Below are 15701 nucleotides of genomic sequence, written 5' to 3'. Positions count from 1 at the left end.
TGGGGGGGCTCATGCACGAAATGATCAAGGGTGCCAACGTAGGCCTGTCGTCCCTGAGCGAGAACGTCGGCTCCGTCATCGTCAGCCTGGGCTGGAGCAGCCCGGACGGGGACGGGGACGCCGACGTTTCCGTACTGCTCCTCGACGAGAACGGCAAGGTCCGCGGCAACGAGGACTTCTTCTTCTACAACAACCCGGCCGCCGCCGACGGCAGCGTCCAGCTCCTCGGCCAGACACCCTCCGAAGGCGGCAGCGAGGACCGCATCCAGCTGGACCTGACCGCCCTGCCCGCCGAGGTCGACCGTGTCGTGGTCGCGGCCAGCCGACACCGACGGGCCGCGTTCGGGCAACTGGAGAACCTGAGGGTCACACTGAGCGACGCGGCCGGGGAGGAGATCCTCGGCTTCACCATCACACAGGCGAGCGTCGAGAGCGCCTTCGTCTTCGGTGAGATCTACCGGCGCGGCGGAGAGTGGAAGTTCCGGGCCGTGGGCCAGGGCTACGCCACGGGCCTGGCCGGACTCGCCACCGACTTCGGGATCGAGATCGACGAGGACGACAGTCCGGAGAGCGAGGCCGGGGCCAATCCTGCCGATGTCCTCACAGAGGCAGCGGAGACGGAGCCCGCCCCGGAAGCACCCGAGCAGCCCGCTCCCGCGGCGACACCCGCCGCCGAGGCACCCGCACCGGCCCGCCGCCTCCGAACCGCCAGGAAGAAGGTGACGCTGCCGAAGCCGAAGAAGTCCCTCGCCGAACACGACACCTGGCGCTCATCCCTGCTCTTCCCCGCCGCCACGCTCAAGAACGACCGGGAGCGGGAGACCCGCGCCACCTCGATCCTGCTGTCCGTCATGGCCCAGGTGCCGGAGTTCGGGCGTCGGCTCACCGCGGCCTTCGGGGCTCCGGCCGGACGTATGGAGACCTTCACCGAGGTGTCCCTCCCGCACGGGGAGAACCCGAAGCGTCCGGACGGTGTGATCCGGGTCGAACGCGCGGGAAAGATCTGGACGGCTCTCGTCGAGACCAAGACCAACGGCAACGCCCTCAAGGCCGAGCAGATCCAGGACTACATGGACATAGCCGCCCGGCGCGGCTACGAGGCGGTGATCACGCTGTCGAACGACGTCGCACTGGAGGGCAGCCCGCTCGTCCAGGTCAAGGTCGACGGCCGCCGCAAGCACAAGGTGGCGCTGCGCCACCTCTCCTGGGCCGAAGTGGCCTACCAGGCACAGATGCTGATCCTCCACGAGGGCGTCCGGCACGAGCCTCACGCCTGGCTGCTCCAGGAGCTGCTGCACTACCTCCAGCACGAGAACTCCGGCTGCCACGGCTTCCAGAACATGGGACCCGCCTGGGTCCCCGTGCGGAACGGGATCGACGACGAAACCCTGTGCCAGGGGGACGAGCGCGCCGTCCAGGTCGTCGAGAGCTGGGAGCGACTCGTCCGCCAGGTCTGCCTGCGCCTCGGTGGCGAGCTCGGCGAGAAGGTCCTGCCCGTGCAGCGGGTCAAGCGTGGCACCGACCCCCACGCCCGCCGGGCGGCCCTCGCCGACCAGCTCTGTGAGCGCGGCCTGCTGGACGCCGAGATCCGGATCGACGGCATCGTGGGCACCCTGGGCGTCAGCGCGGACCTCCGCACCAGCCGGATCAGGACCTCCATCGAGATCCCCGCCCCCACCCAGGGCTACCCGCTCAGCTGGGCCAAGCGGCTGGTGAGACAGCTCGCGGAAGCCCCCGCCGACATGCATGTACAGACACTCGTCGAGGGCGGCGCCGCCGGTCCCCGCGGCACCTTGGAACGCCTCCGTCCGGAACCAGGTGATCTCCTTCCGAAGGACGGCACGCAGATCACGGGCTTCCGGCTGTCACTGTTCAAGGGCATGGGGAGCAGCCGGGGCAACGCCGAGTCCGGCTTCATCCGGAGCGTCGACGCCGCCGTGGACCGCTTCCACTCCAGTGTGATCGTTCACCTCACCGGCCGACCCGGCCGGCCGAGGACTCCCGCGTAGACGCCGCCTTCCCACCCGGGGCCCACTTCGCGCCCCCTCCTCCCTCCCGGGTGGATGCTGGTAGTGGGAGATGGTCGCCATGCGTACGGGCAGTGAGCCGGCGACCGCGCGCAGCGCGCTGCGGCTGCGGTGCGGGCTGGCCGTGTGGGGGCTGGTGTGGGCTGTGGCGGGGACGGGGCTCTTCGTGTGGACGGGGCATCCGGGGTGGGCCATTGCCTGTGCGGTGCTGGTGGTGGTCGTCGCCGTCGATCTCGGGCTGGTCGTCCGGCACATCCGGCAAGGGCCGCATTACCAGCCGGGGCGGGACGTGCCGCCGTACGAGCCGGTGCGGGACGAACGGCCGGGGCGCCGGGGACCGCGCTAGCTCGCCGCCGGGAGGCCGAAGTCCGCGCCCGAGATCCCGGCGAGGTCGGCGACGATGCGGAGCAGCGGTTCGCGCAGGCCCGCGAGGGCGGCGCGCATGGCGGGGGCCTCGGGCCAGGACTGCTCGTGGGCGACCGGGCTCGTACCGGACGGGCGCAGGGCCTCGTGGGCGGCCAGCCTGGTGTGCCACTCGCTGGTGAACGGGCGCAGGGTGCGGTTGAGGAGGTCGTCCGCGATGGTGTGGACGGTGCGGGCGCCCTTGGGGGCCGGCCGGTCGGCGAGGTTGATGCTGTACTGCCGCAGAGTGGTCCGCGTGAACTCGAACATCGCGTGCAGCGAGGCGAGGGCCTCGCGGAGGCTGCCGGTGCCCGGGGCGAGCTCCTGGACGCCGATACGGGTGGCCAGTTCGACCTGGAGGTCGAAGGCGGCCATGCGCTCCAGCTCACTGGGCGCGCCGTCCCGCGGGGACACACGCGGCTGCGCGGGCGGGTTCATGTGCGGCTCCCTCGTGCTCGTGCCGGTCGGACCGGGGCGGGCTCCGCGGCCCAGCGTAGTGCCGTAGGAGGTGCGCAGGGTCCGCATCACGGCGTGCCGCAGCCGCTCGGCCCGGGCCGGTTCGGGGTCGTGGCGCAGCCAGGCGTGCAGCAGCAGCGGGTGCGCCGACCAGGAGCGGGTGCCGGCCGGTGCCAGCAGGCCGCGGCCGCGGAGCTCGGCGATGCCGGAGTCGAGGCGGCGGGCCGTGGCGATGTCCGGGACCGTGGCCGCCGCCGACAGGGCCCGTACGGCGTCGTCCCTGGTCAGCGGCGTCGGCGAGAAGGCGGCGGCGAGGCGCAGCACATCCGTCGCGCACGGCCCGGCCGCCGGGACGTCCCGGACCAGCGCGGCGGTCACCTCGGCGGGATAGCCGGTCGGCAGGACACGGCCCCGCGCGAGGACGTCGAGCAGGGAACGTCCCGGCGTGTGGAAGCGGTCGTGGAGGGCGGCGTAACCGTCGGCGGCGCCCGACGACAGCAGGTCCAGGGCCAGCGGGTGCCCGGCGACCGCGGCGCACAGCGCCTCGGCCGCGGCGCGCTCCTCCGCTCCCCCGGGCGCGGTGGCGTGGGTCAGGAGGGCGTACGACTCCTCCGGCCCGAGCGGCCCCGGCTCGACGGGCGTGGCGAGCGCGTCGTAGCGGCGGCTCCGGGTCGTCAGCAGTGTGCGGCCCAGCGGGTGCGGGGCGCACAGACGCCCGATCTGCTGCGCGGTCAGCTGGTCGGCGACGTCGTCGACGACCCACAGGAACGGCCGCCCGACGGAGGCGAGATGGGCGCCGAGCCGTGCCGTCAGCTCCTCCACGGGCCCCCGTCGCGGCAGCCCCAGCGCCCCGGCGACGGCCCGCAGCCCCGCCTCGTACGGCGCGCTCCGGCCGTACGCTCCGGCCTCACCGGCCGGGTCGCGGGCGAGCCAGAAGACGCCACCGGGGTAGGCCGCCGCGAACCGGGTCGCGTACTCCTGGGCGAGCAGCGTCTTGCCGATGCCCGCCATGCCCCGGATCTGCACCGGCCGGGCGGCGGTGTGCCCGGTGGTGAGCGGCGCGGCGTGCCGGTGCAGGAAGGAGTGCACCTGCCAGAGGTACGGCAGGCGGCCGGTGAAGGCGGCGGCCGGGGAGGGCGCCGGGCCGGGCAGCCAATGCGCGGCGGGCCCGGACCCGGCCGGTCCGATCGGCGTGGTGAGGGCCGCGACATGGGCCCGTACGTCCGCGACGAGGGCGTCCAGCGTCGCGGGGTCCGCGGGCAGCGCCCAGTGCCTGGCGTCGCGCAGCTCGACGGGGTGGATGTGGTCGGCGGCCGGCTCGGGGTTGACGACCATGACACGGCGCCTCGGGTCGCCCTCGCGCAGCCCGGCGAGGTACGCGGTGGTGAGCTCCCACTGGCAGGCCTGCCGCTCGGGGTAGGCGGCGGAGTAGCAGGCCAGCAGCGCCTTGGAGCGGGCCAGCCCGTCCCGGATGGCGTCGCTGATGCCCGTGAAGCCCGCGACCGTGACCTCGTCGACGAAGACGCGGAGGCCACTGGCGAGCAGGCTGTCGCGCAGGGGCGCGACGCGGTGGGCGTCGCCGCGGCTGTAGCTGAGGAACACGTCCCAGGCCCGGGAGTCCGGTCCCTCCACGCTCGCTTCTCCTTCTCCGCCGGCGCCTCCGCCGGTGCCGCCGTCCGGCGCCTCGCCGGTGCCGCCGCCCGTGCCGGTCCCGGCCCGTTCCGGCCGATCCTTCTCCGCCCGGGCCGGGCCTAGCCTACTGTGGGGGCCCGGGGAGGAAGATCATGCGACGGATACGCAACGCCGCCGGCCGGGCCAGGCCGAAGCAGATCACGGTCCGGATGGCGATCCCGATGCTCGGTGACATCACGGGCGTGTGGGAACCGGTCGAAGCCGAACGCAAGGCCGCCTGGGAGCTGTACGCCGAGCTGGCCACCCGCATATCGACGGTCGAGCTCGGCCCGGAGGAGGGCTTCCTGCGCGAGGCGCTCTCCTCCTTCTACAGCCTCTTCGGCACCACCCGCGACATCCTGCGCCGCTACGGGCCTGACGTCGCCCCGCGCCGCGCCGCCGGGCACATCACCTTCGGGGCGCTGGCCGTGACCGTGCTCAACCAGGCGCTGCGGCCGGTCCTCGCCAACTGGCACCCCCGCCTGGCGGCGTACGAGTCGCTCCGTCCGGCCGACGTGGACCCGGTCTCGTACGAGCGGTCCTGGGAGCACGCCGGGGCGCTGCGGGCGGAGATCACCAGGGTGCGGGAGGTGCTGGTCGCCCTGGCGAACGCGCTGGCGGAGGTGGCGGGTTCGGCGGATCTGCTGCGACCGGCCACCACGCCATACCCCCCCCCCCGGAGGCCGGACGGGGTGAGCTGACCGGGCGGCCGGTGGGTCAGCGGAGGCCGGGCCCGCCGGTCGCGTGCGGGACGGCCTCGTACGCGGCGGCTTCGTACGGAAGGCCCTCGTACGGAGCGCCCTCGTACGCGGCGGCCTCGTACGAGGTGCCGAGGAGGCGGCGGGCCTCGGCCGCGTGGTGCTCGCGCTCGGCCTCGGGCATCCGCTCCCACTCCGCGTGGGCGGCGGTGGCCTCCCGGGTGAGCGCCTCGGCGTAGGCGCCGGTCCGCAGGCACTCCCGCAGGCCCATCCGGCCGCTGAGCACCTCTTCGGCCATTTCCTGGAGGACGGGTCCCGCCCCGCCCCGGGCGAGCGCCCGCAGCGAGGTGTGGAGCAGGCGCGCGCGTGCCGCGTCACGCCCGGGGGTCACGAACTCCTCGGGTCCCACCTGGTGTTCCGTCATGTCGCGCCCTCCCGGCGGGATGCGGGGCCGTGGGTCATACGGCCGGGTGGTGGTAGGCCCGCCGGGGCAGCGGGAAGGTGTTGAGCTGTGCGGCGATCTCCCCGACGAGGCGGCCCAGCACACCGCAGCCGGCGTTCATGACGAGCTGCGCGTGATTGATGATCTCGGTGGCGCGCGCCCATTCCGCCAGCATGATCTGCGCCTCGACCGCGCCCAGCGCGTATCCGGTCGCCGCGGCCCAGCCGGTCCAGGACAGCGCCGACGACGCGGCCTGGGTGATGTACCAGCTGACGGCCGCGTCGACGAGCGCGCTGAGGCATTCCCCGAGAGCGCTCGCGGCGGCGGACACGGCCTGGGCGACGACGAGGTATTCGTCGCCCAGCCGGATCAGCGCGCGGCGGATCCCGTGCAGGTCCTTCCGCAGCGCGTCGAAATAGCGGACGGCGGCGTCGGCGGCGGCGCCGTCCCAGATCCGGTCGAGGTCCCGGTTGCCGCCCTCCAGGTTCCGCGCGAGGGCGCCGCACGCCTCTCCCAGATCGCGCCACACCCCGGAACAGGACGCGTACGCCTTCCAGTTACCCGCGAACGCCTGCTGGACCCGCTCCACGGGATCGCAGGGCAGCATCAGCTCGACGGCCTTGAGCGCCCACGAGCCCGGGCTGAGGAACGCGCACGCCTCGTTGATCGGTTCGAGGGGGTTGACGAAGTCGTCGGGCGTCTTGGGAGGCGCGAGGTGATCGAGGGGGCGGGCGGTGTCCGTGAAGCTCATACGGGGCCGGCACCCCGTCCCGCCACCGGGGCCGGACCGTACGCCGCCGCCCCGCACGCCGGGCCCCGCTCCGTACCGGCGTGCTCCCAGGTGCTCGCCCCGGCGTTCGCCCCGGCCGCGTCCAGCTTCGCCGCGAGGGAGAGGTCGGTGCGCCGGTAGTAGGCCACGGACTCCTCGATCCCGCCCGCCGAGCCCTTGAGGACGTCGGTGAGGTGCCGCAATGTGCCGAGCACGGCTCCCCGTAGCTCCTCGTGCCGCCCGACCACCATCCCGAACAGGCCCCCTTGCACCACCGGGACCTTGGTGTACCGGTCGGCGTGGGCGAGCATGTCGTACGCGTCGTCGGCGGCCCGGCGCAGCTGCCCGGCGAACTTCTCCAGCTCCCCGGGCTGTACCCGCAGCGTCATGGTGTTCCCTCCCCCGGGGACGGCGCCCCGGACTTCACGGGTGAACGGACAGGAAGTCGGACCGGAAGGCGGACCGGAAGGCGGCCGGGGAGGCGACGGTCAGGGCGAGACCGCGGCCAGCAGGACGCAGAGCGCCAGCCCGGCGCAGCCGACCAGAACCAGCCATTTCACGTAGTCGGCGAACGCGGTCCGCTTGAGCATCTGCTGGGCGGCCAGGAGCTCGTGGAAGGCCGCCGCGCGGACGCCGACGACCACACTCACCAGACCCCGCGAGAACAGGACCAGGCAGAAGAACACCAGGCACAGCCATCCCCAGAACGCCCGCAGGCTGACCAGCGAGTAGTCGGACGCCTCGCGGTAGACGCGGACCTTCTCCCCCGGCACGTAGTACCCGGTGAGCTCGGCGTCGTCGCGCACGGTACGGCCGCCCGCCGACCGGAAGACCCCGGTGCAACTGGTCTCCTCGCGCGTGCGGTGGGAAACGGTCCGGTGTGTCCGGCACTCCGAGACGGTCACGGTGCCCTTGTCGGCGACATAGCCCGCGGCCTTGACGGACTGGGAGAGGAAGAACCCCATGCCGAGCAGGCTGACGAGCATGAGCGCGGCCCCGAAGGCACGCGCCCGGTACGTGGCCCCGGCCGACTGCGCCTCGGCGGCGGCGTGCGCGGCGAGCATCTCCGGCATGGTCATCCGGGATCCCCCTCGCGGTGTGCGCCTGTCTGCCGGTCGGGGGGATCTTATGCAGGCGGGGAGGGGGGTGATCCGGGGTGCGGTGGGATGACCGGCGGTGGGGTGGGGCGGGATCCCTTGTGGGTGGGGGGATGCGGGGGTGTGGGCGGGGTTCAGGGGCCGGGCAGTACATCACCCGATATGACGAACGGGGTGGGGGTGGTGACGGTGGGGTTGTTGCCGCTGCGCGGGGCCTTTCCCCTCCCCGCCCCTTCCCGAATGTCCTCAATCGCCGGACGGGCTGGATTTCGCCCGGTTCCGGGCAACGAATCAGCCCGTCCGGCGTTTGAGGACCGGGGTCCGGGGCGGAGCCCCGGGTTCGGGAAGGGGCGGGTCGGGGACAAGGCCCCGCGCAGCGGCACCCCCGCCCCCGCTACGCGGCCGGCCCCCGCCCTCAACCCCCCACCCGCTCCAGCAACCCCGCCCAAACCTCCCGCACCCGAGCCTCCAGCTCCCCCCTCGACCCGTCGTTCTCGATCACCACATCCGCGATCGCCAACCGCGCCTCCCGCGTCGCCTGCGCCGCCATCCGCGCCCGCGCCTCGTCCGGCGTCATGCCGCGCAGGCCGACGAGCCGGTCGAGACGGGTCTCCGTCGAGGCGTCGATGACGATGACGAGGTCGTACAGCGGAGCGAGGCCGTTCTCGGCCAGGAGGGGGACGTCGTGGACCAGCACCGCGTCGGGCCCGGCCGCCGCCTCCAGTTGGGCGGAGCGCTCCCGGACGAGCGGATGGACGATGGCGTTGAGGGCGGCGAGCCGGCCGGGGTCGGCGAAGACGATCGCGCCGAGCGCCGGGCGGTCGAGGGCGCCCTCGGGGGTGAGGACGCCGGGGCCGAACTCGGCGACGACCGCCGCCAGTCCGGGCGTGCCCGGCTCCACCACCTCGCGCGCGATCTTGTCGGAGTCCACGACCACGGCGCCGTACGACGCCAGGAGCCGGGACACCTCGCTCTTTCCCGCGCCGATGCCACCGGTCAGACCCACGGACAACATGGCCACGCCTCCGCCTCAGCAGTATCCCCGCGGGAAGCGGGGAGGGATACGGACCGGCGCCGGTGTGAGCGCGGGTGCCCGGAAGATCCCGCGGGTGCCCGGAGGACCCCCGCGGGCGCACGGGCGCGGCCCGTCGCGCAGCCTATCCGATCAGCCCGTCTCGCCTTCCCGGTCGGCAAGGAAGCGCTCGAACTCCGCGCCGAGTTCGTCGGCGGAGGGCAGTTCCACCGGCTCGGCGACGAGGTTGCCCCGGGTCTCGGAGCCGGCCACCGCGTCGTACTGGTGCTCAAGCCCCCGGACGAGGGAGACCAGTTCCTCGTCGCCTTCGGAGATCTGACGCTCTATCTCCTCCTGGGTCCGCAGGGCCTCCGTGCGCAGGGCGTGTGCCGTGTTCGGCAGGACCAGGCCCGTGGCGGCGGTGATCGCCTCCAGGGCCGTCAGGGCCGCGTCCGGGTACGGCGAGCGGGCGACGTAGTGCGGGACGTGCGCGGCGACGCCGAGGACGTCGTGGCCGGCCTCCGCGAGGCGGTACTCGACAAGCGACTCGGCGCTGCCGGGCACCTGCGCCTCGTCGAAGAAGCTGCGGTGACCGGGCATCAGGTCCGTGCGGTTGCCGTGCGGGGTGATGCCCACGGGCCGGGTGTGGGGGACGCCCATGGGGATGCCGTGGAAGTTGACCGAGAGCCGTACGCCGAGCCGCTCCACGAGCTGGCCGACGGCCGCGGCGAAGCGCTCCCACTCCACGTCCGGCTCGGGGCCGGTGAGGAGGAGGAAGGGCGCGCCGGTGGCGTCCTGTGCGAGGCGCAGCTCGATCTTCGGGGTCTCGTAGGCGCTCCAGCGGTCGCGCTGGAAGGTCAGCAAGGGGCGGCGGGCCCGGTAGTCGATGAGCCGGTCGTGGTCGAAGCGGGCGACGACCTGGTGCGGCAGGCTGTCCAGCAGCCGTCCGACGATCAGTTCACCGGTCGCTCCGGCGTCGATGTAGCCGTCGAAGTGGTAGAGCATGGCCAGGCCGGCCGTGTCCTGGGCCAAGGCCAGGTCGGCCACGGCGAGCCCCTTGGGCTCCCATTCGTACAAACCCTGCGGATCCAACACAGTGACCGTTCCTCCTCATGTTCCGTACGGGGAACGCGCGGGGAGGGCCCGGCCATTCCCCCGGCCGTGGTGCGCAACACGGCGGACACACTTCGCGGTGGGGGTGGCGAGGCGGACGTCGCGGGCATGAGATAAGGCCCGCCCCCCGAAGGGGACGGGCCTTTCTCAGTCAGCTGTCAGCTGCTGCCGGTCAGAGCCTCAGCTCTGGCCGCCGGCGAGCTTCTCGCGGAGCGCGGCGAGCGCCTCGTCCGACGCCAGGGCGCCGGAGTTGTCGGCCGACTCCGAGGAGTACGAGCCGCCGGAGACGTTGCCACCGGTGGAGGCGGCGGCCGGAGCGGCAGCGCCCTCGGCAGCGGCCTGCTCGTCGGCCTCGCGGGACTTGATGACCTGCGCCTGGTGCTGCTCGAAGCGCTGCTGCGCCTCGGCGTACTGGCGCTCCCACTCCTCGCGCTGCTTCTCGTAGCCCTCGAGCCAGTCGTTGGCCTCGGGGTCGAAGCCCTCGGGGTAGATGTAGTTGCCCTGGTCGTCGTAGGACGCGGCCATGCCGTACAGGGTCGGGTCGAACTCGACCACGGACGGGTCGGCACCGAAGGACTCGTTGGCCTGCTTCAGCGAGAGGCTGATGCGACGGCGCTCGAGGTCGATGTCGATGACCTTGACGAAGATCTCGTCGTTGACCTGGACGACCTGCTCCGGGATCTCCACGTGGCGCTCGGCCAGCTCGGAGATGTGGACCAGGCCCTCGATGCCCTCGTCGACGCGCACGAACGCACCGAAGGGAACGAGCTTGGTGACCTTACCCGGGACGACCTGACCGATCTGGTGGGTCCGGGCGAACTGCTGCCACGGGTCTTCCTGCGTCGCCTTGAGCGACAGGGAGACGCGCTCGCGGTCCATGTCGACGTCGAGGACCTCGACGGTGACTTCCTGGCCGACCTCGACAACCTCGGACGGGTGGTCGATGTGCTTCCAGGAGAGCTCGGAGACGTGGACGAGACCGTCGACGCCGCCGAGGTCCACGAACGCACCGAAGTTGACGATCGAGGAGACGACGCCGGAGCGGACCTGGCCCTTCTGCAGGGTCGTGAGGAAGGTCTGGCGGACCTCGCTCTGGGTCTGCTCCAGCCAGGCACGGCGGGACAGGACCACGTTGTTGCGGTTCTTGTCCAGCTCGATGATCTTGGCCTCGAGCTCCTTGCCCACGTAGGGCTGGAGGTCGCGGACGCGGCGCATCTCGACCAGGGAGGCCGGGAGGAAGCCACGGAGGCCGATGTCGAGGATGAGACCACCCTTGACGACCTCGATGACGGTACCGGTGACGATCCCGTCCTCTTCCTTGATCTTCTCGATCGTGCCCCAGGCACGCTCGTACTGAGCGCGCTTCTTGGACAGGATGAGACGACCCTCCTTGTCCTCCTTCTGGAGAACCAGGGCCTCGATCTCGTCGCCGACCTTGACGACCTCGTTCGGGTCGACGTCGTGCTTGATCGAAAGCTCGCGGGAAGGGATGACGCCTTCGGTCTTGTAACCGATGTCGAGCAGGACCTCGTCCCGGTCGACCTTCACGATGACGCCGTCGACGATGTCGCCGTCGTTGAAGTACTTGATCGTCTCGTCGATCGCGGCGAGGAAGGCTTCCTCGTTACCGATGTCGTTGACCGCAACCTGCGGGGTGGTGGCGGTGGTCTCGGTGCTGCTCGTCATGTGGGAAAAGGCTCCGGTACGGACAGTGAGTCGTAGGTACTGCTACGCCGAGAGCCCGTATCGCACCGCCGAAGCCGGACAGCCGCTGGAGACGCACTACCCGGGGACCCGGGGAAATCCGAGGATTTCCCTAAGGCTCCCGAAGAAGATCGAAAGCGCCTCGACAACCGAGGGGACATACAACAAGTGCGAGCGTGACCTGCTCTGTCTGAGGCGCGCAGGCCCGCAGCGCAACTTGTAGCATACGGGGGCAGCCGGGCACGGTCAATGCGCGAAGGCGCACACCCGGGACGAATCCCGTCATAACGGGCACAACTTATGTTTTGCGAGGCCACGCGGGCCCCGCCGCACCCCGAAGCTTCACGCTCGGGTGTCCCAGAAGATACGACATAGTCCGATGAACCACTACTGCCGAGGGCACTACGGTCCAAATGATCCAAGAGTACGAACCGGAAGCGACCCGTCGGGCCAGCGGCGAGGCCGAGAGCAGCCGGGCCAGCCGTGGCTGGTGGGACCGTAACGCCGACGAGTACCAGACGGAACACGGCGCCTTCCTCGGCGACGACCGTTTCGTCTGGGGCCCCGAGGGCCTCGACGAGGCCGACGCCCACCTCCTCGGCCCGGCGGAGGGCCTGAAGGGCCTCGACGTCCTGGAGATCGGCGCCGGCGCCGCCCAGTGCTCCCGCTGGCTGGCCGCCCAGGGGGCCCGGCCCGTGGCCCTCGACCTCTCCCACCGCCAGCTCCAGCACGCCCTGCGGATCGGCGGCGACGTCCCGCTGGTGGAGGCGGACGCGGGGGCGCTGCCCTTCGCGGACGGCTCCTTCGACCTCGCCTGCTCCGCCTACGGGGCCGTCCCCTTCGTCGCGGACCCGGTGCGGGTGATGCGCGAGGTGCGCCGGGTGCTGCGTCCGGGCGGGCGCTGGGTCTTCTCCGTGACCCACCCCGTTCGCTGGGCGTTCCCCGACGAGCCCGGCCCCGAGGGCCTGTCCGTGGCGGCCTCCTACTTCGACCGCACGCCCTACGTCGAGCAGGACGAGTCCGGCCGGGCCGTCTACGTGGAGCACCACCGCACGCTCGGCGACCGGGTGCGCGACGTGGTCGCGGGCGGATTCCGGCTGGTGGACCTGGTGGAGCCGGAGTGGCCCGCCTGGAACACCCAGGAGTGGGGCGGCTGGTCCCCGCTGCGCGGGAACCTGATCCCGGGCACCGCGATTTTCGTCTGCGAGCGCGACTAGCGCGAGACTGGGCGGGTGATCCGCACCGACGCCCTCGAACAGCTGCCCGTACGTTCCGCCCTGCCCGCCCTGTCCCGGGCGCTCGACGAGCGCGGCGTGGCGGTGCTGTGCGCGCCGCCCGGCACGGGAAAGACGACGCTGGTGCCGCTCGTCCTCGCCGGCCTCACGGGACCGGAGGGGCCGGCCGGGGCCGGCGGGCGGCACCGGCGGGTGCTGGTCGCGGAGCCCCGCCGGATCGCGGCGCGGGCCGCCGCCCGGCGCATGGCCTGGCTGCTGGGCGAGCCGGTGGGCGGCCGCGTGGGCTTCACCGTGCGCGGCGAGCGGCGCGCCGGGCCCCGCACGGTGGTGGAGGTGGTCACCACCGGTGTGCTGCTCCAGCGGCTGCAGCGCGACCCCGAGCTGGCCGGCGTCGACACCGTGATCCTCGACGAGTGCCATGAGCGTCATCTCGACGCGGACACCGCCGCCGCGTTCCTGCTGGACGTCCGGGCCGCGCTCCGGCCCGAGCTGCGGCTGGTCGCGGCGTCCGCGACGACGGACGCGGAGGGCTGGGCCCGGCTGCTGGGCGACGCCCCCGTGGTGGAGGCCCGAGGGACGTCCCACCCCGTGGACGTGGTGTGGGCCGCGCCGGACCGGCCGGTGCGGCCGCCGCACGGGATGCGGGTGGACCCGGCGCTCCTGGAGCACGTCGCGGGCGTGGTGCGGCGGGCGCTGCGGGAGCGGGAGGGCGACGTGCTGTGCTTCCTGCCCGGTGTCGGCGAGATCTCCCGGGTGGCCGGCCGGCTGGGCGGGCCCGGGGCGCTGGGCGCCGAGGTCCTCCAGGTGCACGGGCGGGCCCCGGCGGAGGTGCAGGACGCGGTGCTGGCGGGCGGCTCGGGCGTCCGCCGGGTGGTGCTGGCGACGTCGGTGGCGGAGTCCAGCCTGACCGTCCCCGGGGTGCGCGTCGTGGTGGACTCCGGCCTGGCGCGCGAGCCGCGCGTCGACCACGCGCGCGGGCTGAGCGCGCTGACGACCGTACGGGCGTCCCACGCGGCCGCCCGGCAGCGCGCGGGCCGGGCGGGCCGTGAGGCGCCGGGCGTGGTGTACCGCTGTTGGACCGAGGCCGACGACGGCCGGCTGCCGCGCTTCCCCGCCGCGGAGATCACGGTCGCGGACCTGACGGCGTTCGCGCTCCAGGCCGCGTGCTGGGGCGACCCCGACGCCTCGGGCCTCGCCCTCCTCGACCCGCCGCCGGCCGGTGCGATGGCCGCGGCGCGGGAGGTGCTGACCGCCACGGGCGCGGTGGAAGCGGACGGCCGCCCCACCGCCCGCGGCCGCCGGATGGCCCGGCTGGGCGTCCACCCCCGGCTGGCGCGCGCCCTGCTGGACGGCGCCCGCGAGGTCGGCGCGCGCCGGGCGGCGGAAGTGGTCGCCCTACTGAGCGAGGAACCGCCCCGCGACTACGGGGACGACCTGGCGGCGGCGTGGCGCACGGCCCGGCGCGGGGGCGACGGATACGGCGCACGGTGGCGCGCGGAAGCGAGGCGGCTGGAAGGGTCGCTCAAGGGGAGCGCGGAGGACGGCGCGGGGCCGGACGCCTCCGGATCCGGCACGGGCGACCGGGGCCGGGGCCCGGGAGCCGACATAGACGATCGGCGCGACACGCCGGGGCACGGCACCGGGGACGGCCGCGACGCCTCGGGAAGCGACGGCCGGAGCCGGAGGCCGGAAAACGACGACCAGGACAAGGCATCAGGAGCCGACGTGGACGATCGGCCCGGCTCCCCAGGGCACGGCACCGGTGACGGCCGCGACGCCTCGGGAAGCGACGGCCGGAGCCGGAGGCCGGAAAACGACGGCCAGGACAAGGACACGGCATCAGGAGCCGACGCGGACGATCGGCCCGGCTCCCCCCGGGCCCGCACCGGCGACCGGGGCGACGGCTCGGGAAGCGACGGCCGGAGCCGGGGCGGGGCCTCCGGAGACGGCGGCCGGGGCCCGGCCCCCCGGGACGGTGGCCAGGGCCCCGGAGGCGGCACACGAGGGGTCTCCTCCGACGACGCCGTCGCCGGGCTCGTCACGGCGCTCGCCTTCCCCGAGCGCGTGGCCCGTCTGCGCGGCGAGGGCTCGTACCTCATGGCGTCCGGGACCGGCGCTCAGCTCGGTGAGGGGTCGCGGCTGCGCAGCGCGCCGTGGCTCGCGGTGGCCGTGGCCGACCGGCCGGTCACGGCGGCGTCGGCGCGGGTCCTGCTCGGTGCGGTGATCGACGAGGACACGGCCCGGAGCGCGGCCCGCGCGCTGTACGCGGAGGCCGAGGAGGTCCGCTGGTCCGAGGAGCGGCGCGACGTCGTGGCCCGGCGCGTCGAGCGGCTGGGGGCGGTGGAACTGGCCGAGCGCCCCCTGGCGGCGCCGGATCCCGCGCGCGTACGGGCCGCCCTGCTCGACGGCCTGCGGAGCGAGGGGCTGGGCCTGCTGCGCTGGCCGGACGGGGCGGCGGGGCTGCGGCAGCGGCTGGCCTTCCTCCACCGCGAGCTCGGCGAGCCGTGGCCGGACGTGTCCGACGAGGCGCTGCTGGCGGGCGCGGAGGAATGGCTCGGCTGGGAGCTGGAGCGGGCCCGCAGGCGGACCGATCTGGAGCGGCTGGACGCGGGCAAGGCGCTGGAGCGGCTGCTGCCGTGGGCGAGCGGGGCCGCCGCGCGCCTGGACGAGCTGGCGCCGGAGCGCCTGGAGGTGCCGAGCGGCTCCCGGATCCGGGTGGACTACGGCGCGCCGCAGCCCGTACTGGCGGTCAAGCTCCAGGAGTTGTTCGGCCTCCAGGAGACCCCGCGCCTCGCGGGCGGCCGGGTCCCCGTGCTCGTACACCTGCTGTCCCCGGCGGGGCGGCCGGCGGCGGTGACGGCGGACCTGGCGTCGTTCTGGCGGGAGGGGTACCGGGCGGTACGGGCGGAGCTGCGGGGGCGCTATCCCCGGCATCCCTGGCCGGAGGATCCGTCGGCGGCGGTGGCGACGCGGCGGACGAACGCGCGGCGTTGACGGCTGTCCCCCCACCCCGGACCCCGGCCCCCAATCGCCGGACGGGCTGATTTCAGCCCGTCCGGCGATTGAGGACATTCG

General features: G+C 73.7%; 13 protein-coding genes. 5 read left to right on the top strand and 8 right to left on the bottom strand.

Features of this window, described 5'->3' with window-relative positions; genetic code table 11:
• The first annotated feature begins 20 nt into the window (after positions 1-20).
• Both LUZ64_RS04180 and LUZ64_RS04175 read left to right on the top strand, forming a co-directional pair.
• Positions 21-2009 (top strand): TerD family protein, encoded by a 1989-nt coding sequence (locus tag LUZ64_RS04180; protein WP_211305188.1) that lies wholly within the window; start codon positions 21-23, stop codon positions 2007-2009.
• A gap of 79 nt (positions 2010-2088) precedes the next feature.
• Positions 2089-2373 carry a DUF6343 family protein gene (locus LUZ64_RS04175; protein ID WP_095584988.1) on the top strand — a complete coding sequence of 95 codons (285 nt, stop codon included), beginning with the start codon at positions 2089-2091 and terminating at the stop codon, positions 2371-2373.
• Here the strand turns inward: LUZ64_RS04175 and LUZ64_RS04170 are convergent.
• Positions 2370-4517: a tetratricopeptide repeat protein gene (locus LUZ64_RS04170; protein ID WP_095584981.1), complete on the bottom strand. Its 2148-nt coding sequence runs from the start codon at positions 4515-4517 to the stop codon at positions 2370-2372. The two genes, LUZ64_RS04175 and LUZ64_RS04170, sit on opposite strands and share 4 nt — an antisense overlap.
• 152 nt (positions 4518-4669) lie before the next feature.
• Here LUZ64_RS04170 and LUZ64_RS04165 point away from each other — a divergent pair, with 152 nt between their 5' ends.
• Positions 4670-5257 (top strand): hypothetical protein, encoded by a 588-nt coding sequence (locus LUZ64_RS04165; protein ID WP_095584982.1) that lies wholly within the window; start codon positions 4670-4672, stop codon positions 5255-5257.
• A 16-nt stretch (positions 5258-5273) separates the two neighbouring features.
• On the opposite strand, the gene LUZ64_RS04160 is transcribed toward LUZ64_RS04165, so the two are convergent.
• The 7 genes from LUZ64_RS04160 to rpsA form a co-directional block, all read right to left on the bottom strand.
• A complete protein-coding gene (locus LUZ64_RS04160; RefSeq protein ID WP_095584983.1) occupies positions 5274-5678 on the bottom strand; it encodes a hypothetical protein in 405 nt (134 codons plus the stop codon).
• Between the two features lie 34 nt (positions 5679-5712).
• Positions 5713-6447 (bottom strand): hypothetical protein, encoded by a 735-nt coding sequence (locus LUZ64_RS04155; RefSeq protein ID WP_095584984.1) that lies wholly within the window; start codon positions 6445-6447, stop codon positions 5713-5715.
• On the bottom strand, positions 6444-6854 hold the full coding sequence (locus LUZ64_RS04150) for a hypothetical protein (RefSeq protein WP_095584985.1): 411 nt from the start codon (positions 6852-6854) through the stop codon (positions 6444-6446). The genes LUZ64_RS04155 and LUZ64_RS04150 overlap by 4 nt, the downstream gene beginning before the upstream one ends.
• Positions 6855-6953: 99 nt before the next feature.
• Positions 6954-7544, bottom strand: a complete 591-nt coding sequence (locus tag LUZ64_RS04145; RefSeq protein ID WP_095584986.1) for a hypothetical protein — start codon at positions 7542-7544, stop codon at positions 6954-6956.
• 433 nt (positions 7545-7977) lie between these two features.
• Positions 7978-8577, bottom strand: coding sequence for a dephospho-CoA kinase (gene coaE / locus LUZ64_RS04140; protein ID WP_232390026.1), 600 nt, complete (start codon positions 8575-8577; stop codon positions 7978-7980).
• Positions 8578-8727: 150 nt separating this feature from the next.
• Positions 8728-9669, bottom strand: coding sequence for a PAC2 family protein (locus tag LUZ64_RS04135; protein WP_095580535.1), 942 nt, complete (start codon positions 9667-9669; stop codon positions 8728-8730).
• Positions 9670-9867: 198 nt separating this feature from the next.
• Complete coding sequence (gene rpsA, locus LUZ64_RS04130) at positions 9868-11373, bottom strand: 30S ribosomal protein S1 (RefSeq protein WP_087928573.1); 1506 nt, start codon at positions 11371-11373, stop codon at positions 9868-9870.
• A gap of 431 nt (positions 11374-11804) precedes the next feature.
• On the opposite strand from rpsA, the gene LUZ64_RS04125 reads away from it, so the two are divergent.
• Both LUZ64_RS04125 and LUZ64_RS04120 read left to right on the top strand, forming a co-directional pair.
• On the top strand, positions 11805-12608 hold the full coding sequence (locus LUZ64_RS04125; protein WP_095580533.1) for a class I SAM-dependent methyltransferase: 804 nt from the start codon (positions 11805-11807) through the stop codon (positions 12606-12608).
• Positions 12609-12623: 15 nt separating this feature from the next.
• A complete protein-coding gene (locus LUZ64_RS04120; protein WP_095580531.1) occupies positions 12624-15620 on the top strand; it encodes an ATP-dependent helicase C-terminal domain-containing protein in 2997 nt (998 codons plus the stop codon).
• The last annotated feature ends 81 nt before the right edge of the window (positions 15621-15701 follow it).

Source organism: Streptomyces albireticuli (assembly GCF_021228125.1).
GTDB classification, from domain to species: Bacteria; Actinomycetota; Actinomycetes; order Streptomycetales; family Streptomycetaceae; genus Streptomyces; species Streptomyces albireticuli.
This window is presented reverse-complemented; position numbering and strand designations above follow the sequence as displayed.

Excerpts from the sequence above, each read along its gene's own strand:
- LUZ64_RS04180 (WP_211305188.1), top strand. The coding sequence starts at position 21 with ATGATCAAGGGTGCCAACGTAGGCCTGTCGTCCCTGAGCGAGAACGTC.
- LUZ64_RS04175 (WP_095584988.1), top strand. The coding sequence starts at position 2,089 with ATGCGTACGGGCAGTGAGCCGGCGACCGCGCGCAGCGCGCTGCGGCTG.
- LUZ64_RS04165 (WP_095584982.1), top strand. The coding sequence starts at position 4,670 with ATGCGACGGATACGCAACGCCGCCGGCCGGGCCAGGCCGAAGCAGATC.
- LUZ64_RS04160 (WP_095584983.1), bottom strand. The coding sequence starts at position 5,678 with ATGACGGAACACCAGGTGGGACCCGAGGAGTTCGTGACCCCCGGGCGT.
- LUZ64_RS04155 (WP_095584984.1), bottom strand. The coding sequence starts at position 6,447 with ATGAGCTTCACGGACACCGCCCGCCCCCTCGATCACCTCGCGCCTCCC.
- LUZ64_RS04150 (WP_095584985.1), bottom strand. The coding sequence starts at position 6,854 with ATGACGCTGCGGGTACAGCCCGGGGAGCTGGAGAAGTTCGCCGGGCAG.
- LUZ64_RS04145 (WP_095584986.1), bottom strand. The coding sequence starts at position 7,544 with ATGACCATGCCGGAGATGCTCGCCGCGCACGCCGCCGCCGAGGCGCAG.
- coaE (WP_232390026.1), bottom strand. The coding sequence starts at position 8,577 with ATGTTGTCCGTGGGTCTGACCGGTGGCATCGGCGCGGGAAAGAGCGAG.
- rpsA (WP_087928573.1), bottom strand. The coding sequence starts at position 11,373 with ATGACGAGCAGCACCGAGACCACCGCCACCACCCCGCAGGTTGCGGTC.
- LUZ64_RS04125 (WP_095580533.1), top strand. The coding sequence starts at position 11,805 with ATGATCCAAGAGTACGAACCGGAAGCGACCCGTCGGGCCAGCGGCGAG.